This window comes from Microbispora sp. H10949 (assembly GCF_014161435.1).
GTDB classification, from domain to species: Bacteria; Actinomycetota; Actinomycetes; order Streptosporangiales; family Streptosporangiaceae; genus Microbispora; species Microbispora triticiradicis.
Map to the genome: position 1 here is coordinate 228,948 of NZ_JABBWZ010000011.1, position 17,513 is coordinate 246,460.

15 protein-coding genes are annotated in these 17,513 nt (G+C 73.1%); 5 read left to right on the forward strand and 10 right to left on the reverse strand.

The genetic code is table 11. The annotated features are described in order from the left end of the window. Window positions 1–51: 51 nt before the first annotated feature. Window positions 52–921 (forward strand): DoxX family protein, encoded by an 870-nt coding sequence (locus tag HHX40_RS27680; protein WP_182882911.1) that lies wholly within the window; start codon window positions 52–54, stop codon window positions 919–921. Window positions 922–942: 21 nt separating this feature from the next. Here HHX40_RS27680 and HHX40_RS27685 read toward each other — a convergent pair whose 3' ends face one another. Beyond that, entirely contained in the window at window positions 943–2,331 is a 1,389-nt protein-coding gene (locus tag HHX40_RS27685) for a sensor histidine kinase (protein WP_310738317.1), read from the reverse strand. Window positions 2,332–2,523: 192 nt separating this feature from the next. Here HHX40_RS27685 and HHX40_RS27690 point away from each other — a divergent pair, with 192 nt between their 5' ends. Beyond that, entirely contained in the window at window positions 2,524–3,558 is a 1,035-nt protein-coding gene (locus HHX40_RS27690; RefSeq protein WP_220499648.1) for an isopenicillin N synthase family dioxygenase, read from the forward strand. A gap of 93 nt (window positions 3,559–3,651) precedes the next feature. On the opposite strand, the gene HHX40_RS27695 is transcribed toward HHX40_RS27690, so the two are convergent. Next, the gene (locus HHX40_RS27695; protein WP_279633916.1) at window positions 3,652–4,179 is read right to left on the reverse strand and encodes a MarR family winged helix-turn-helix transcriptional regulator; all 528 of its coding nucleotides are present in this window, start codon (window positions 4,177–4,179) and stop codon (window positions 3,652–3,654) included. An 86-nt stretch (window positions 4,180–4,265) separates the two neighbouring features. Between HHX40_RS27695 and HHX40_RS27700 the strand changes: the two genes are divergently transcribed. Next, window positions 4,266–4,892 carry an FMN-dependent NADH-azoreductase gene (locus HHX40_RS27700; protein ID WP_117410066.1) on the forward strand — a complete coding sequence of 209 codons (627 nt, stop codon included), beginning with the start codon at window positions 4,266–4,268 and terminating at the stop codon, window positions 4,890–4,892. A 14-nt stretch (window positions 4,893–4,906) separates the two neighbouring features. On the opposite strand, the gene HHX40_RS27705 is transcribed toward HHX40_RS27700, so the two are convergent. From HHX40_RS27705 to HHX40_RS27725, 5 genes are all read right to left on the reverse strand, one after another. Continuing rightward, window positions 4,907–6,190, reverse strand: coding sequence for a GH1 family beta-glucosidase (locus HHX40_RS27705; protein WP_182882913.1), 1,284 nt, complete (start codon window positions 6,188–6,190; stop codon window positions 4,907–4,909). After that, window positions 6,187–7,188, reverse strand: coding sequence for a LacI family DNA-binding transcriptional regulator (locus HHX40_RS27710; RefSeq protein ID WP_117410064.1), 1,002 nt, complete (start codon window positions 7,186–7,188; stop codon window positions 6,187–6,189). The genes HHX40_RS27705 and HHX40_RS27710 overlap by 4 nt, the downstream gene beginning before the upstream one ends. Beyond that, entirely contained in the window at window positions 7,185–10,031 is a 2,847-nt protein-coding gene (locus HHX40_RS27715) for a glycoside hydrolase family 3 protein (protein ID WP_182882914.1), read from the reverse strand. The genes HHX40_RS27710 and HHX40_RS27715 overlap by 4 nt, the downstream gene beginning before the upstream one ends. A 528-nt stretch (window positions 10,032–10,559) precedes the next feature. After that, window positions 10,560–11,459, reverse strand: coding sequence for a hypothetical protein (locus HHX40_RS27720; RefSeq protein ID WP_182882915.1), 900 nt, complete (start codon window positions 11,457–11,459; stop codon window positions 10,560–10,562). A 169-nt stretch (window positions 11,460–11,628) separates the two neighbouring features. Beyond that, window positions 11,629–12,840: an ROK family transcriptional regulator gene (locus HHX40_RS27725; protein ID WP_117408756.1), complete on the reverse strand. Its 1,212-nt coding sequence runs from the start codon at window positions 12,838–12,840 to the stop codon at window positions 11,629–11,631. A gap of 415 nt (window positions 12,841–13,255) precedes the next feature. Here HHX40_RS27725 and HHX40_RS27730 point away from each other — a divergent pair, with 415 nt between their 5' ends. After that, window positions 13,256–13,603 (forward strand): hypothetical protein, encoded by a 348-nt coding sequence (locus HHX40_RS27730; RefSeq protein WP_182882916.1) that lies wholly within the window; start codon window positions 13,256–13,258, stop codon window positions 13,601–13,603. Between the two features lie 7 nt (window positions 13,604–13,610). On the opposite strand, the gene HHX40_RS27735 is transcribed toward HHX40_RS27730, so the two are convergent. Together HHX40_RS27735 and HHX40_RS27740 are read right to left on the reverse strand one after the other, a co-directional pair. After that, window positions 13,611–13,865: a hypothetical protein gene (locus tag HHX40_RS27735; protein ID WP_117408758.1), complete on the reverse strand. Its 255-nt coding sequence runs from the start codon at window positions 13,863–13,865 to the stop codon at window positions 13,611–13,613. A gap of 121 nt (window positions 13,866–13,986) precedes the next feature. Further along, on the reverse strand, window positions 13,987–15,264 hold the full coding sequence (locus HHX40_RS27740; protein WP_182882917.1) for a hypothetical protein: 1,278 nt from the start codon (window positions 15,262–15,264) through the stop codon (window positions 13,987–13,989). Between the two features lie 4 nt (window positions 15,265–15,268). Here HHX40_RS27740 and HHX40_RS27745 point away from each other — a divergent pair, with 4 nt between their 5' ends. After that, a complete protein-coding gene (locus tag HHX40_RS27745) occupies window positions 15,269–15,592 on the forward strand; it encodes a hypothetical protein (RefSeq protein ID WP_182882918.1) in 324 nt (107 codons plus the stop codon). Between the two features lie 494 nt (window positions 15,593–16,086). On the opposite strand, the gene HHX40_RS27750 is transcribed toward HHX40_RS27745, so the two are convergent. Then, window positions 16,087–17,511, reverse strand: coding sequence for a serine/threonine-protein kinase (locus HHX40_RS27750; RefSeq protein ID WP_182882919.1), 1,425 nt, complete (start codon window positions 17,509–17,511; stop codon window positions 16,087–16,089). Window positions 17,512–17,513: the final 2 nt, after the last annotated feature.

Genomic DNA, 17,513 nt, shown 5'->3' on the forward strand with positions numbered 1-17,513 from the left:
CCGGGGAGATTATCCGGGCAAGCCGCCCCCCAGCCCCCAGGATGAGAAGCCGTGAAGAAAACCTTGCACGACCTGGCCTCGCTGGCCGCCCGCATGGGCGTCGGCGGGATCTTCTTCGCCAACGGCTGGCAGAAGCTCGAAGCCGGCCTCAACGCCACCCAGGCGCAGTTCACCGAACTCCACGCGCCCGTGCCCTACCTCTGGGCGGCCGTCACCATGCTGGTCGAGCTGGTGGGCGGCACGCTGCTGATCGCGGGTCTCGCCGTGCCGGCCGTCGGGCTGCTGCTGTTCGCCGAGGCCCTCGCCGTGTTCGTGGTCACCGCCGGTGACACCGGCCTGCCCCTCACGGGCGGCGCCATCGAGCTGATCGTGGCGCTCGGGGCGGCGTCCGTGCTGCTCGCCGTCACCGGCGGCGGCCGTGTCTCGGTGGACCACATGGTGGTCATCAAGCGCCGCGAGGCGGAGGCGGCCGGCGAGTTCGCCGCCGACGCCGAGGCCGACGCGGTGATCGCCGCACTTCGCCCGCAGTGGCCCGGCGAGGACCGGGAGACACGTGGCACCCGCGACGCCGGTGAGTCACGCGGCGAGGCCCGGCAGCCCCGCGAGTCCCGGGAGGACCAGGACGCGGGGGCGGGCACGCCGGACCCGGCGGCGCGGCCCTCCGGTTCACGGCCCGGCCCGCGAACCGGCCCCCGAGCCGGTACGGACACTCCGGCGGCCCCGGAGACGCCGGCCGGTCCCGCTTCCTCCGCGGCCGCACCGGAGGGCCGGACGGACCCCGCCGGCGACGCCCCCGGAACGCCCACGGGCGGGCAGGCTTCCACGACGACCCGCCGGGCCGCCGCGCCCCGTCCGCGCCGTACCCGGCGCGATGACGACACGACGACGGAGAGCCGCGCCGAGGCGCCGCCCGCCCGCTGAGGGGGGTCGCCGCGAGGGAGGTCAGGGTTCCCGTGACAGCGGCAGGCGCAGCAGGAAGCGGGCGCCCCGCGGGCTGTCGATGATCGTCAGCGTGCCCCCGTGGCTCTCGGCGATCTGCCGGGCGATCGGCAGGCCCAGCCCGGCCCCTCCGGCGCCCCTGCTCCGGGCGGTGTCCAGGCGGGTGAACCGCTGGAAGACCCGCTCGCGCTGGTCTCCGGGGATCCCCGTGCCGTCGTCGAGCACCTCCAGCACCGCGGTGCCGGACAGGAAGCGGGGGTCGCCGTCGGGCGACTCGTCCCGCCGGACCTCCAGGCTCACCGAGGACGCGGCGTGCCTGTCGGCGTTGTCGAGCAGGTTGGTGATCAGGCGGCCCAGCCGGATGCGGTCGCCCCGGACGGTCACCCCGGGGGGCAGCCGCGGGACCATCGTGTGCACGGCCCGGCGGTGGCCCAGCTCGTCGGCCACGAGCCGGCCGAGGTCCAGCGGCTCGCGTTCGCACGGCGCGCCGGCGTCGAGGCGGGTCAGCGTCAGCAGGTCGGCGGCGATCGCCTGAAGGCGGTCGATGCTCCTCAGCACGGCCTCGCCGATCTCCCGTACGTCGGTCTCCTCGGGGGCCAGCAGCGCGTCCTCCACCTGCGCGCGGATCGCGGTGATCGGGCTGCGCAGCTCGTGGGAGGCGTCGGAGGTGAAGCGGCGCTGCTGCTCGAAGGTCTCCTCCAGCCGGTCGAGCGTGTAGTTGACGCTCCGGGCGAGGTCGTAGATCTCTCCCCTGCCCGCCGGGACCGGCACCCGCCGGCCGAGCTCGGACGTGTTGATCTCGTCGAGCTCCGCGCTGATGGCCTTCACCGGCGTGAGCGCCCGCCTGACGCTGCGCCGGGCGCCGTACGCGACCGTGGCGGTGACGAGCGCGGACCCGGCCGCCAGCCCGGCCACCAGCCCAGGTGGGACGTCGAAGGTCCGCACCGGCGCGGCGCTGTAGACGGTCCAGTCCCGGCCGTCGTGGTAGACCCGCTGCGCGACCACGACCCGGCACTGACCGGCGCCGAACACGCCCCCGCAGACCTCCTGGACGGCCCTGCGCTGCGGCGCCTCCGGACGGAACCGCGCCATGGGCGGCTTGCCCCGTATGTCGGGCGTCGCGGCACGCACCTGGCCCCCCGGGCCCACCACCTGCACGGACCCGTTCGAAGCCGGGGACTCGGGCGGCAGCACGGCTCCATCCCGCGCGCGTTCCACCTGGTAGGCCGCCCGCTCACCCGCCGCAGTCACCTCACTGACGAGGTGCCGGGATGCCGCCTGGTGCAGCGCCCACACCAGCACGACCGAGAACGCCACGCACAACAGGGCGACAGCCGTGCCGGTGAACAGCGCGACACGACTCCTGATCGACCACTGATCCCCAAAACCCACGCGACCGCCTACTCCGGGAACGGCCTTCCATGGCCGCATCCCGAAATCTACGCCAAACACCTTAATTAGGATGCAATAGTACAAACTTGAAGATTCACCCCTAATTGCCGCAAATCATTCCCCGCGCCACGCGAACGGCAAGCGTGTAAAGCCGCCTTCCGGGCGGCGGGCCGAATGATGGAATCTGGGGGTATGAACAGTGCGGGACCGTTGCCGGTCATCGACGTGAGCCCTTTCACCGGCCCTTCCACGCCTGACGGCGGCCGGGAGCGCGCCGGCGTCGCGCGCCGGATCGAGGCGGCCTGCCTCGACAGCGGCTTCTTCTACGTCAGCGGTCACGGGGTGCCGGACGACCTGATCGCGCTGCTCCGGGAGGCGTCCGCGCGTTTCTTCCTGCTGCCGCCCGAGCACAAGATGCGGATCTCGATGGACCGGGGCGGACGGGCCTGGCGCGGATACTTCCCGGTGGGGGGCGAACTCACCTCAGGCCGCCCCGATCTCAAGGAGGGCCTCTACTTCGGCGCCGATCTCGGCCACGAGGATCCCCGGCCGCTGCACGGGCCCAATCTCTATCCCGAGGAGGTGCCGGAACTGCGCGCCGCCGTACGGGCGTACATCGACGCGCTCACCGGCGTGGGACAGGCCGTCATGCGGGGCGTGGCGCTGAGCCTGGGACTGGAGGAGGACTACTTCGCCTCCGGCTACACCGCGACGCCCACGGTCCTGTTCCGGATCTTCCACTACCCGCCGCCCGCCGAGTCCGGACGGGGCGAGTGGGGGCCGGACGAATGGGGGGTCGGCGAGCACACCGACTACGGCCTGCTGACGCTGCTGCTGCAGGACGACAATCCCGGCCTGCAGGTGCACACGGCCCGCGGCTGGATCGAGGCGCCGCCGATCCCCGGGACGCTGGTCTGCAACATCGGCGACATGCTCGACCGGCTGACCGGCGGCCTCTACCGGTCCACTCCGCACCGGGTGCGCAACCACACGGGGCGGGGCAGGCTGTCCTTCCCCTTCTTCTTCGACCCGGGCTGGGACTGCGAGGTGCCGCCGCTTCCCTCCCGGCCCGCCCGGGAGGGTGGCCGTCCCCGCTGGGACGGCCTGGACCTGCGCGCCTTCACCGGGACGTACGGCGACTATCTGACCGCCAAGGTCGCGAAGGTCTTCCCCCACCTCGGCGGCCGGGTGCTGCCGCACCCGTCAGCCGGGCGCGAAACCGTGTGACCCGCGACACGGTCCGGTCGGCCACGGTCCTGGCCGGCACGGGCCGGTCGGCCACGGTCCGGGCTGCGACCGGCCGGGGCCCCGGCCGGTCGGCTACCGGTCGCGGCGCTCCGGCTGGAGCGCGTCCTGCAGGTTCCCCGCGACCTCGCACAGGCTGGGCAATTCGCCGCCGTGCGCGATGTGCCCCGCCACCACGCGCCGCAGCAACTGCCTGAGCGTCTCCCGCTCCGGCTCCTCCAGCGGGGCCAGCAGGTGCGCCTCGGCGCGTTCCATCGCCTCGGAGACGTCCGCCAGGCGCGCACGGCCGAGATCGGTCGCCACGATGAGGCGGTTGCGCCGGTCACACGGATCGGGACGCCGCTCGACGAGCCCGGCCTTCACCAGGTCGTCTACCAGGTAGACCATCACGGTCCGGTCCAGCCCCAGCTGGCGGGCCATCTCGATCTGGTTGCGCGCGCTCTCGTGCACCGCCGCCGACAGCACCTGGTAGCCGCGGTGCCCGGACGGCAGCGCCTCGGCGGCGCGCTTGGTCACGGTGATGTGGGCATGCAGCGCCTGTCCCAGCAGCCATCCGAAGTCGATCTCCAGGCCCGCGGGCAGCTCACACGCCAGTTCACTCACGCCTCCCATGATATCCGGCGACTTGACAGATGCTCTTCCATGCAGACAGTCTGGATTACAGACGATCTGAACGGAAGGCGATTGCCATGTCTCATCTGCTGCACATCGACGCGTCCGCACGCGCCAAGGGGTCGGTCTCGCGTGAGATCGCCGCGACGTTCCGGGACGGCTGGACGGGCACGGTCAGCCACCGCGACCTGGGCGCCGAGCCGCTGCCGCACCTGACCGGCTCCGCCATCACCTCGCGATGGAGCCCGGCGGACCAGCACACCGCGGAGGAGCGCGCGGCCGCCGCGCTGCAGGACGCCCTCGTGGACGAGCTGCTAGCGGCCGACGCCTATCTGTTCGCCGTGCCCATGTACAACTACGGCGTTCCGTCGACTTTCAAGGCGTGGCTCGACCACGTCCTGATCGTCGGGCGCACCGTCGGCGTCGCGGAGACCCCGGTGGCCGGACGCCCCGCCACGCTCGTGCTCAGCAAGGGCGGCGGGTACCGCCCCGGCACGCCGCGAGAGGGCTGGGACTACGCCGAGCCGTACCTGCGCCGGATTCTCGGCGAGGTGCTCGGCCTCGATCTGCACGTGATCGCGGCCGAGCTCACGCTCGCCGACACCACGCCGGCCATGGCGGACCTGCGCGGCCTGGCCGCCGAGTCGCTCGCCGCCGCGCACGCGGCGGCCGGCGCCCGGGTCCGGTCCCTGGCGGCGGCGTAGGGAGGAGGGCGCCGTCAGTCCGGGAGGCCGCCGCGGGCGATGACGTCGCGGTACCAGCGGGCGCTGTCGCGGGGGGTGCGCTCCAGCGTGTCGTAGTCGACGCGGACGATGCCGAACCTCTTGTGGTAGCCGCGGGCCCACTCGAAGTTGTCCAGCAGCGACCACACGAAGTATCCGCGCAGGTCGGCGCCTCGGTCTATGGCCGACCGCGCGGCCCGGAAATGGGTGTCGAGATAGGTGATCCGCCCGGGGTCGGACACCCCGTCGGGGAACGCGGCCCCGTTCTCGGTGATCATCAGCGGGGTGCCGGGATACTCCCGGCACAGCCGTACGAGCAGGTCTTCCAGGCCGGACGGGTTGATCTCCCAGTCCATCTCGGTGACCGGCCCGTGCGGGTCCTCCCAGGCGATGCCCTCGCTGCCCGGATACTCGGGGTGCCCCTCCGCCGAGGCGTCGGCGACGACCCGGTTGACGGTGTAGTAGTTGACGCCCAGCACGTCGATCGGCTGCGCGATCGTCGGCAGGTCGTCCAGGTTCACCTTGGTGAATCGTTCCAGATGAGCGAGGACGTCGGCGGGGTACTCGCCGCGCAGCACCGGATCGAGGAACAGCCGGTTCGCCAGGCCGTCGATCAGGCGGGCGGGCTCGGGGTCGCCGAGGATCGGGGTGAGGTTCAGCGTCAGCGAGACCGACTCGGCGCCCCCCGCCCGCAGGGCCTGGGTGCCCAGGCCGTGCGCGAGCATCAGGTTGTGGGCCGCGGTGAACGCGGCGGCCGGGTCGGTCACGCCGGGCGCGTGCCGCCCCGAGCCGTGCCCGACGAAGGCCGACACCCAGGGCTCGTTGAGCGTCGTCCAGGTGGCGACGCGGTCGCCGAGACGCGCGTGGACGGCCGCGGCGTAGTCGGCGAACCGGAAGGCGGTCTCCCGGTTGGTCCAGCCGCCCATGTCCTGCAACGACTGCGGCAGGTCCCAGTGATAGAGGGTGGCCACCGGCGTGATGCCCCTGGCGAGCAGGGCGTCCACGAGCCGGTCGTAGAAGCCCAGGTCGGCCAGGCGCGGCCAGGCCACCGAGAACCGGTACGCCTTGAGCCCCAGCCAGGCCATGATCTCGACGTCTTCGAGGTAACGGTTGTAGTGGTCGCAGGCCACGTCGCCGGTGTGGCCGTCGCTGACCATGCCGGGCGTGTGGGAGAAGGTGTCCCAGATGGAGGGGACCCGGCCGTCGGCGTGGACCGCTCCTTCGATCTGGTACGACGCGGTCGCGGCCCCCCAGAGGAAGCCGTCGGGGAATGTGATCATCGTGAACTTTCGCGAATCGTCAACCGTGGTTCGAGGAGCGTCGACTCCGGGACGGCCTGGCCCTCCAGCTTGGCCATGAGCAGCCGGACCGCCTGACGTCCGACGTCCTCGGCGGGAACGAGCACGGAGGTCAGCGCGGGGCTGGCCCGCTCGGCGATGTCGTCCGGGCAGATCGCCACCACCGAGACGTCCTCGGGCACCCGCCTGCCGAGGATCCGCAGAGCCCCCAGCACATGGCCGGCGGCCGCCTCATTGTGCACGACGAGCCCGGAAAGCTCCGGCCGTTCGTCGAGCAGCCGCTTCACCGCGGCGTGTACCTCGTCGAACGACTCCTCGCACGGCCAGGCCCCGGCCTTCAGTCCGTGCCGCGCCGCCGCCTCGGCGAACCCGGCCATCGTCCGCTCGGCGAAGCCGGTGCCGCGCTCGTAGACCACGGACGGCGCGCCGAGCAGGGCGATCTCGCGGTGCCCGAGATCGGCCAGGTGGTCGGCGCACAGCGCGCCGGCCCGGGCGAAGTCGAGGTCGACGCAGGTCAGCCCTTCCGGATCGGCCGGGAAACCGATCAGCACGGCCGGCTCGGCGAGCCGGCGCAGCAGCGGCACGCGGGGGTCGTGGATCTCCACGTCCATCAGCAGCAGCCCGTCCACCAGCGCGCTCGCCGCCACCCGGTGCAGCCCGTCCGGCCCCTCGTCGGCCGTCATCAGCAGCACGTCGTGGTCGTACTGCCGGGCCGTGGTGACGACCGAGGTCGCGAACTGCATGAGGACCGGCAGGTTCATGCCGGCCCGCAGCGGCAGCACCAGCGCGATGACCTTCGCGCGCTTGCTCGCCAGGGCGCGGGCGCCCGCGTTGGGGTGGTAGCCGAGCACCCGGACGCTGTCCAATACCCGCTGCCGGGTCGTCGCCGAGATCGCCCGCTTGCCGCTCAGCACGTACGAGACCGTGCTGACGGCGACTCCCGCGTGCTTGGCGACGTCGGCGATCGTCACGGTCCTCACGAGCGGAGCCCTCCGAGGAAAGTCAGCGTGCTCACCGTGACCCCCTCGCTTTCGTACACCACATAAAGATCGCGCACTCCGGCCGCTCCCGCCAGGGGGGTGTTCACCTCGACGAAGTCGTGCCTGGTGGCCGTGGGCGGGACGGTGACCGCGCCGGCCACCTCGCCGGTCAGGGGGTCGTCGAGCCGCAGCGTGACCACCCCGCCCTCGTCGCTCGACACCCTGAGCGCGCACGTCCGCGGGCCCGCGTCGCCGGGAACCGGGCCCCCGCCCGGGTCCCCGCCGAAGTCGCAGTCGCGGAAGGCGATCCAGGCCCCGGGCGAGACGGAGCGGACGGCGTCCCCGGCGTCCGGCGCCGCGTCACACAGCACCACCCCGTCGTACTCGTCGTGGCCGGCCGCGTCCAGTGGCCGGCCGGTGAGAACCCGCGGCGGGATCCGCTCGCCCCGCACCCGCAACGGCGCGCACAGCCGGATGTCCCCCGACGACGCGCCCACCTGCACCGTGTGCGCGGCGTCCTCCACCACGAACCGGCCGCGCGTGACGTCCCAGAAGGCGAGGCCGGCGACCGGCACCTCCAACTCGACCGTACGGCTCTCGCCCGGCGCGAGCCGCACCTTGGCGAAGCCGCGAAGCTGGCGCAGCGGCTGCTTCACCCGGGAGCGCCGTTGGTGGGTGTAGACCTGCACGACCTCCTCCCCGGTGCGCCCGCCCTCGTTGGTCACGGTCACCCGGACCGTCACCGTGTCGCCCGGGGCGGCCTCCGCCGCGGACAGCTCCAGGCGGGAGTAGGCGAAGCGGCTGTAGCTCAGCCCGTGCCCGAAGGGGTACAACGGCCGGCCCCGGTAGTAGAGGTAGGTGGCGTCGGAGGCGATGACGTCGTAGTCGAGCAGGTCGGGTAGTTCGGCGGCGGAGCGGTACCAGGTCTGGGTGAGACGGCCGCCCGGGTCCTCGTCGCCGAGCAGCACGTCGGCGAGCGCGTGGCCGTACTCCTGACCGCCGTGCGACGACCAGACGATCGCGGGCACGTGCTCCTGCGCCCAGGTGACCGCGAACGGGTAGCCGCTGGAGATCACCAGCACGGTGGCCGGGTTGGCCGCGTGGACGGCCTTCAGCAGCGCCTCCTGCCGCTCGGGCAGCGCCAGCGTCGTCCGGTCCTCGGTCTCCCGGCCGTTCACCAGGGGGTGGTCGCCGAGCACGACGACCGCGACGTCGGCGCGGGCCGCCGCCTCCGCGGCGCGGGCCTGGCCGCTCTCGACCAGTTCGACGGACAGCACGGACGCGGCGTCGGGGTCGTCGGTCGTGCGCACGACGCCGCCGGCCACGGTGACGTATCGGCCGGAGGAGATGTTGCGCAGCACGACGCCCCTCGGCCGCTCCTCGATGCGGAAGGTCTGGCGCACCTCCCAGCCGCTCGGGCCGGGCTGGTCGTTGACGAGCACGCCGTCCTCGCCGGCCTGCACGTGCCGTCCGTTGGCGCACGCCCGGAAGGCGAAGGCGCCGCCGCCCCAGTCGAACACGTCGAAGCAGGACCGCTCGCTCCCGACGTACAGCGGCCCGCCGTCGGGGTCCGGCGACGCTCCGACGTAACCGCCCTCGGCGCGCAGCGCCACCCGGTCCACGCCCTCGTGGTAGACCGTCTCGCACCGCTCCGTGAGCCCCGTCAGCGCCGTCACCTGGTACGGCAGGGTGCCGCTGTACCAGTCCTCGAACAGGGCGCCGGCCAGCGGGCCGACGACCGCGACGGTGCGCGGCGCCGACAGCGGCAGCAGCCCGTCGTTCTTGAGCAGCGTGATCGACTGGCGGGCCACCTCCCGCGCGAGCCGCCGGTGCTCGGGGCTGTTGACCACCTCGTGGGTGATCTCGTCGTACGGCGTGGCGGGGTCGAACTCCCCCAGCCGCACCCGGATCGACAGGGTGTGCCGTACGGCGGCGTCGAGGTCGGCCTCGGTCAGCAGGCCGCGGTCGAGTGCCGTCCTGATGTGGGCCAGGGTCGCGGCTCCGTCGGCGTCGTCCTGGGTGAAGCTGTCGAGCCCGGCCCTGATCGCGTGCGCGTACGCCTCGGGGAGGTCCTTGTGGTAGCCCTGCGGCGCGGTGAGGTTCCCCGGGGCGTAGGCGTCGCTGACCACCAGGATGTCGTCGGGCGCCCACTCCCGCAGGTGGCTGCCGATCAGCGGCGACAGGTGGGCCGGGCGGCCGTTGACGAGGTTGTACGACGGCATGACCGCCACCGCGGCCCCCGCTTCGAGCGCGGGGCGGAACGCCTTCAGTTCGTACTCGTGCAGCACCCGGGGCGGCAGGCCGCTGGAGGTGACGCACCGGTCGGTCTCGTTGTTGTAGCCCAGGAAGTGCTTCAGCGTCGGCGCCGTCTTGAGCACCTCGTGGCTCCCGCGCAGGCCCTGCGCGTACGCCGTGCCCATCACGCCGGTGAGCCAGGGATCCTCCGAGTAGCCCTCCTCGTTGCGGCCCCAGCGGGGGTCGCGCAGCGGGTTGACGACCGGCGCCCAGACGTTGCGGCCCACGCTCTGCGGGTCCTTGTGATGGAAGGCCATGACCTCGTCGCCCGCCGCCTCCCCCACCTGGCGGACCAGGTCGGGGTTCCAGGTGCAGGCCAGCCCGAGGGCCTGGGGGAACACGGTGGCCGGCCCGTGCCAGGCCAGGCCGTGCAGGGCCTCGGTGCCGGTGCGGAAGGGCCGCAGGCCGAGACGCTCGACGGGCGCCTGGTACTGGTGCAGCAGACCGATCTTCTCGTCGAGCGTGAGCAGGGCGAGCAGGTCCGCCACCCGGTCGGCGGGAGGAAGCGCGGGGTTCCTGAATGCCGGGTCCTGAGCCGGTTCGTTCATCTGGAGACTTCCCCTTCGCGTCGAAGCGCTTCGATGACCTGCCGAAAGAGGTGCCCACGAGGGCGTCGCGAGGATCCGCTGTTCGGTTGGGAAGCGCCGCCTGTCGAAGCGCTTCGAAAGGGCTACCGGACGTTTCCGGTGTGTAAATCCGGGCTTATCCGGAAGATTGCCCTTTCCCTCGTCTCAGGTCAAGACCCGCGTCTCGCCTGTTTCACCGCGATTTCAGTCCCGTACGCGGGCCCTGCGGCGAGCGTGCGCGGCGAGACGGATCACCGGAAGAAGGGTCGCACGGGGACGGGCGCGGACCCCGGCCGTACTTCCGGCCAGGGTCCGCGCCCGTCTGTTCAGCGCCCGTCTGGCCCGTCTGTTCAGCGCCCGTGGATTCGGCGACGCGGCGCTCGCGTCGCCCGGCCTGCTCGCCGCGGCGTACGCGCTGGTGGACGACGCCGCTTGGCCGACCTGCCCCGCGTGAGGATTTCCGGGTGAGGGTTTCGCGTCAGCCGCTCCGTGGCCGCCTGGGGAGGCCGGTCAGCGGACGATCTGCAGTAGCGCCTGCCGCTTGGCGGCGGCCGGCTCGGCCAGGCGCTGCACCTGCCTGCCGCCGGCGTCCAGCACGACCAGGGTGTTGGCGGTGCGTCCGGCGACCCGGACGGCCAGGCGGCCGTCCCGCAGGTAGAAGGCGCCGATCAGCGAGCCCTTCACCGGGATGGGGACCTTCTTCCCGGTGACGATGTCGACGACCGACGGGGAGAAGTACTCCGGCCAGGAGCCGTCGCCCGCGGGCGCGTTCCGCGACAGCGGCGCCACGACGACCTTCATCCCGTCGGGCGACAGGCTCTGCACGTGGTTGGCGAGGCCGATGCCCCTGGCCTTGATCGATCTGCCGGTTTTGAGGTCGAACCGATAGACGCCTTCGGTCGTCCCGGCGTACCCGGCGAGGTAGCGGCCGTTGGCGGACCACGTCAGGTGACAGACACCGCGCGTGCTGCCGGCGGTGCGGCGGTGGGTGCCGTCCGCGTTGACGACGACGACCCGTCCGTCCTCGCCCCGCCCCTCGGTCACGAACGCGACCTGTGCCGAGTCGGGCGACCAGGCGGGGGTGAGGCACGGCCCCAGATACCGGGCGCCCTTGGCCACCGTCTTCACCGTGCGGCCGATCTGTACCCGCACCTTCCCGCCCTCGCCGATGTAGGCGACCTTCCGGCCGTCGGGGGAGGCGGAGAACTGGCCGATCGGCGGCCTGGTGCCCGTCTTCGCGAAGCCCCTGCCCGGCTCGTACCGGCTGATCGAGCCGCTCGGGGACATGTAGACGGCGACCCCGGTGAGGGGCTTCGGCGCGGCGGCGGCCCCGGCCGGAGCGGCGGCGGCCACGGGAGCGACCAGCGCGGCGGAGAGCACGGCGGCGGAGAGCAGGCGAATGTTCATCATTTCCCAATTCCTCGGTGTGACCTCATTCGACGCCTCACACACCCGCTTGGTTCGCCGCCCCGCGACATCGGAGCGGCATCCGCACCGGCCGATGCCGCTCCGGCATGGCAGACGGCAGAACAGGCGGCAGGGGCAGGGGCGTCGGCAGGAGGCGGCGGTTGCGCGCGGGTCAGCGCTGGGCGGGCAGGCGGCCGGAGTCGACCGAGTCCAGCACCCGCGCGGCCGCCCCGAGCGCGGCGGCGCCGTACCCGAGGGTGGAGACCTCCAGGCGGCAGCCGCCCCCGCCGGGGGCGAGCACCCTTCCGTACATCTCCTCCTCGGCGCACCCGACAAGCCAGGGGGCGAGCGGCACGTAGTAGCCGCCGAGGATCACGACCTCCGGGTTGAGCAGGTTCGCCACGGCCGCCATTCCCCGGCCGAGGTGGCGTCCGAGGTTCTCCAGCAGTGCGAGGACCTCCCGGTCGTCGTTCCGCGCTCGCCGTACGACCTCGTCGATCTCGAGTTCGAGATCGGACGGCGAGGCGTCGGGAGCCGTGTGGGCGAGGATCGCGCCGACTCCGGCGACGGCCTCCAGGCAGCCGCGGCGGCCGCAGCGGCAGACGGGCCCGGCGGGGTCGAGTTCGAGGTGCCCGATCTCGCCGCTGTACCCCTGCCCGCCCCGCCGGAGGCGGCCGTCCAGCACGATGCCCGCGCCCACGCCCATTTCGCCGGTGACGTACACGAGGTTGGCGGCGTTGCGGTGGGGCCCGAACCGGTGTTCGGCCAGCGCGGCGAGATTGGCGTCGTTGTCGACCAGCACGGGGAAGCCGGGGTCGCGCAGCGCCTTGGTGAGGTCGCCGGCCAGGTCGGCGTCACGCCAGCCCAGGTTGGGGGCGACCCGCACGATGCCGTCGACGTCCACGAGGCCGGGGACGGCCACCGTCAGGCCGAGCACCTGACGGGCCTCCTTGGTCATCCGGCTGACGACCCGGCGGGCCAGCGCCGCCATCGCGACGACGGCCTGCCCCGGTCCCGAGGTTCCCCCGGGGAAGGAGCGCCGCCAGTTGAGCAGTTCCTCGCCCTTGAGGTCCACGGCGACCGCCGTGATGTAGTCGACGTTGATCTCGATCCCGATCGCGGCGTACGGCGAGCCGTCCAGGACGAGCATGGTGGCGGGGCGGCCGACCCGGTGCTCGGTCAGGCCGGTCTCGCGCAGCAGGCGCCGGTCGATGAGGTCGGCGACGAGGCTGGACACGGTGGCCTTGTTGAGTCCCGTCGAGGCGGCGATGTCGGCGCGGGAGCAGGGGGCGTTCTCACGGACGAACCGCAGCACGACGGCGAGGTTGGTCGCCCGTACGTCCGTGAAGTCGGCCGGCTGTGGCCCGTTGTGCGAAGTGATCACTGTCCGCCTCGTTCCCGCTTGGGCTCATCATGCCGCAATTGCGCGCAATCCGACATGACATGGACGGTACGGACGGCCACTCCGGCTCCGTGACGCGCGGCTCGGCGCCGGCCACCGGTCCCAGCGCCTCCCCGGTACCCTGGTGGCACCCGCTCCTCCGCATTTGTTTGGGCTATTTGTTTGGCTATGGAACTAACTAAAGCCTACCGTGAGGCGGCACGTGAATCCAGGGGCCGCGCCGCCGCACGTGTGCGGGCCGGAGCCGACGCTACGACCCCGGCACAGGCCCGGCGCGGGCCCGGCGGGGGGTCCGATGCCGCCCCGGTGGTCGGCCCGGTGCCGGACTGGTGCCGGCCGCCGGTGGAGCAACCGGAGTGCAAACGAGAAGCAAACGCGACAGGCGACCCTGGTCATTGTGAAGAGGGATAAGTCGCACTATCTCGGCGAACTACTCGTGTGGGAGATCGAAGACTATCTCCGTGCCAGGTCGGCCCCTCCACAGCGGGCGCGGGTGGCGCGCCTGCGCGTGTCCAGCCGGTCGGCGGCGGAGGCGGTCGCCGCCGAACTGGAGGCGGGCGGTGGTGTCCACGCCGTCGCGAGGCGCGCGCTGAGGCTCGGCGTCGCCTCGCCGGACGACCTGTTCGGGGTGGTGACCCGGGACGAGCACCCGGAGGTGTTCGAGGCCGTGCCCGGTGCGACACTGCCTCCCAAGCCCGAAGGCGAGGGATTCCTCGTCATCCGCCTCGTCGCCTTCGAACCGTGACCACCGGTCAGCGCATGCCGGCCCCGGTGACCTCCCTGTCGACGATCCTGGTCGCGCCCTCCTGCCGGGCGCAGTGCGCGCAGCAGAACCAGCGGCCGTCGTACTCCGCGCCGTGGCCCACGATCCGGCACCCGCAGTGCTCGCACACGGGAGCCATCCGGCTGATGGCGCACTCGAAACTGTCGAAGACGTGCACCACCCCCTGGGTGTGCACCTCGAAGGCCATGTCGTAGTCGTTGCCGCATACCTCACACGTAGCCATGGTCGTCCCCCCGTCGACTCGCGGTCGAGGGGGGAGATACCCGCGCGATCCCGAACGAACACCGCCATCCCAGGTCACCTGGCCACCACGTCACAGGGCATCACGTCACCAGGGCATCACGTCACAGGGCGTCGAGCAGGGCCTTCGCCACCGACTTGGCCCCGGCGGCGGCCTCCTTCGGGTCCATGAGCTCGGAACCGGCCGCGTTGATCGGCGTCTTCTCCGGACGGTCGCTACCGCCGAACAACACCCACACGACGGTCTTGCCGTCGAGCGCGTAGATCTCGTACCGGTTGGACTGGGCCGTGTCCGTACGCTGCCGGATCGCCTGGCCGAAGGCGTCCTGTCCGAAGCCGCTCAGCTTCTCCACCTTGCCCCACCGGATGCCGCCGATCCGGCTGCTCTCCGTGAACTTGGTCTTCGAGCGTTCGTCGACGAGGTAGTAGCGGGCGGACTCGGCATCCCAGAAGGTGTGCACGGCGATGCGCAGGTTGCGCCACCGGACCTTGCCGCCGCCGAGCGGAAGCGCGTCGTTCCACCACTGACACTGCGTGACGATCGAGTTGCCCTCCTTGCTCCGCGCCGCCGCGCCCTCGGTCGCCGGCACCAGGCCGGCGGCCAGCGACTTGAGGCTCACGCAGGCCTTCGGCAATGGGATGCGGGTCGGCGAGGGCGACGGCGAGGGACTCGGCTTGGGACGCGCGTGGTAGGGCAGCGGCTGCCCCGCCCGCCAGGCGGTCACCGACTTCGCGACCTGGGCGAGCAGTCCCTTCACCTCGCGCAGGGCGTTCTCCTCGGTGATCGACTGGGTGGACTCGGCCGAGAGGAAGTCCGCCTCCTTCTTCTTCTGGCTCGCCTCGAACTTCACCTGGAAGTACACGTCGCCGACGCGGCCGGCCCCCTCGCCGAACGAGTACCAGTACTCCTTGCCCTCCCGCGTCCACTGGTAGCGGGCGACGGCTCCGTTCCCTATCTCCCGGAACTCCCTGGGCTTCGAGTAGTAGTGCTCCTTGTCGGAGTGGGTCGCGCCGTACTTGTACTGGCTGAGCTCCCCGTTGTACTGGACGCGCGCCGCCTCTTCGGCGGTGGTCGTCCCGAGCGCGTCGAATCTGGACACGTTCACCGTGATCTCGCGCCTGCGGGTGACGTCCTTGTAGGAGATGTTCCGGTTCACCCATTCGCAGGTCCACCGGACGTAGCTGACGAGGGTGCCGCCGCGGTTGTCGTTGCTCGACGAGTTGATCTCGGCACGTGGCACGAGGCGCTCTGCCTCGGCGGGGTCGAGCATCGCGCACACGTCCGCGGCCGCCGCCTGTGGCGGGGCCGTGGCGGACGAGGCGACCGGCCGGGCCGGGGTCGCCACCGGCCGGGAGGGGGTCGAGCCCTGCCGCACGGTCATGAAGGTGAAGGTGCCTCCGGCCACCAGCAGCACGGCTCCGACCGCCACCACGGGCAGCACCCATCCCCGCCGCGGCGGGGCCGACGGCTGCGTCGGCATCTGCCACAACTCCGGCGGAGGCGGCGTCACCGCCTGCCACCCCTGCCCGTACTGGCCGTACTGCCCGTACTGCTGCTGTCCGGACTGGTACGGCGCCTGCCCGTACTGCTGCGAGGGCTGGCCGGACTGCTGCGGGTACTGCCCGGGGTACGGCTGGGAGTACTGCGGCGGGTACTGCTGCGGCGGGGGCGGCCCTGGGGGTGAGGCGTCCGGCCGCGGACCGGGGTAGGGCCCGGGCTGCCCGCCCGGCGGCGGGCCCTGCGGAGGGCCCTGCGGCGGCCCTTGCGGAGGGCCCTGGTGCTGGCCGGGCTGCCCACCGGGGTAAGGGCCAGACTGCCCACCCGGCGGCGGACCCTGCGGCGGCCCTTGCGGAGGGCCCTGGTGCTGGCCGGGCTGCCCATCAGGGTAAGGGCCAGGCTGCCCGCCCGGTGGCGGACCCTGCGGCGGACCCGGATAACCACCCGGCGGGCCCTGCGGCGGCCCTTGCGGAGGGCCCTGGTGCTGGCCGGGCTGCCCATCAGGGTAAGGGCCAGGCTGCCCACCCGGCGGCGGACCCTGCGGAGGGCCGGGCTGGGCGGCCCCGTAGGGCGGCGGGTACGGCGGCCCGCCTCGCGAGGGCCGGTCCTCGGGCGGGATCCCGCCGGGGCCGACGGGCCTGTCGTCACCGCTGGTCATCTCGTCTCCTACAGGGGGTGCGAACGGGAGGGTCGAATGGGGGCGACTTCAGCCGAGCCCGATGCCGACGAGTTCGGCGGCGCGCTCGGCGGTGCCCCGGTCGGCCTGGGTGGCCGCCGGGTCGCCGGTGCGCCGATAGGCCACCTCGACGACGAGGTTGCTGAGGCGGAACCAGACCGTGGCGCCGGTGGTCCCGGCTCCGGGGTCGGCCGTGTCGCAGGCGAACGCCTCGTCGGCGATCCCCGGGCGGTCGCGCGCCGCGGCGCCCCGGGCCGCGCGCTCCGAGGCGAGGTCGCGGGCGGCGGCCGCCTCGCCCGCGCCGTCGCCGGGAAGCCGGAAGCCGACGGTGATCGTCCCCGCGTGCCCGCTGACGCGCTCGGTCCACGCGCAACCGCTCGCGCCGTCCCCGCCCTGCCGCCCGCCTCCCCCGCCCTCGCTCCCCTGGCCCCGCGCGGGCTCCGGGCGGGGCGCCGCGCCGAGGAGGTCGCGGATCTGCGCGTCGGTGAGGCTGCGGCAGGCGTCGGGGACGGCGGCGAAGCGTCCGCCGCCCTCGTCCCGTCCCGACGTCAGGAGCCAGGCGCCGAGTCCCGCCGCCAGGCCGGTCACGATCACCAGGGCCGCCACGACGGCCAGACGCCACGACCGGGCGGTCCGTACGGCGGGGGCGGGCGGCGCGGCGGCCGCGCGCAGGGCCTGCCGTACGACCTCGGGCGGCGGGCGCCGCGCCGGGTCCTTGTCGAGCAGAGCGCGCACGATCCAGGCCAGCACCCGGGACGCCCGCGCCATCGGCGGGGGCTCGTGGAGCAGGACGGCGGCGACGAGCGCGGCGGCAGTGGGACGGTGGAAGGGCGTCTCGCCCTCGGCCGCCGTGTAGAGCGTGGCCCCGAGTGACCACAGGTCCGAGGCGGGCCCGTCGGGCTCGTCCCGGAACCGCTCCGGCGCCATGTAGGCGGGCGACCCGGCCGAGCTGCGCCAGGAGGCGCCGCCCTCGCCCATCGGGGCGGCGATGCCGAAGTCGGTGAGCAGTGCCCGGCCGTCCGGCCCGATCAGCACGTTGGCCGGCTTCACGTCCCGGTGCAGGACGCCCCGCGAGTGGGCCGCCTCCAGCGCGTCGAGCACGGCCAGCCCGATCTCCGCGACCCGCTCGGAGGGCAGCGGCCCGTACTCTCGAATGATCTTGTCGAGGGAGCGGCCGGGCACCAGGTCCATGACGATCCACGGCCGGCCGGCGTGCCCGACGACGTCGTGGATCGTCACGATCGAGGGGTGGCTGAGCCGCCCCGCCGCACGCGCCTCGTCGACGGCCCGCCCGAGGAACTCGGCGAGCCGCCGGTCGTCCAGGTCCGGCGGGATGCGGAGCTGCTTGATCGCCACCTCGCGGCGCAGCAGCTCGTCGTGGGCGCGCCAGACCGTGCCGCCGCCGCCCTCACCGAGCCGTTCGGTGAGGCGGTACCGCCCGGCGAGCACCTCCACGG

What these genes read in the sequence shown, in the direction of transcription:
- HHX40_RS27690 (WP_220499648.1), top strand. Translation starts at nt 2,524, where the DNA reads ATGAACAGTGCGGGACCGTTGCCGGTCATCGACGTGAGCCCTTTCACC.
- HHX40_RS27700 (WP_117410066.1), top strand. Translation starts at nt 4,266, where the DNA reads ATGTCTCATCTGCTGCACATCGACGCGTCCGCACGCGCCAAGGGGTCG.
- HHX40_RS27705 (WP_182882913.1), bottom strand. Translation starts at nt 6,190, where the DNA reads ATGATCACATTCCCCGACGGCTTCCTCTGGGGGGCCGCGACCGCGTCG.
- HHX40_RS27715 (WP_182882914.1), bottom strand. Translation starts at nt 10,031, where the DNA reads ATGAACGAACCGGCTCAGGACCCGGCATTCAGGAACCCCGCGCTTCCT.
- HHX40_RS27720 (WP_182882915.1), bottom strand. Translation starts at nt 11,459, where the DNA reads ATGATGAACATTCGCCTGCTCTCCGCCGCCGTGCTCTCCGCCGCGCTG.
- HHX40_RS27735 (WP_117408758.1), bottom strand. Translation starts at nt 13,865, where the DNA reads ATGGCTACGTGTGAGGTATGCGGCAACGACTACGACATGGCCTTCGAG.
- HHX40_RS27740 (WP_182882917.1), bottom strand. Translation starts at nt 15,264, where the DNA reads ATGACCGTGCGGCAGGGCTCGACCCCCTCCCGGCCGGTGGCGACCCCG.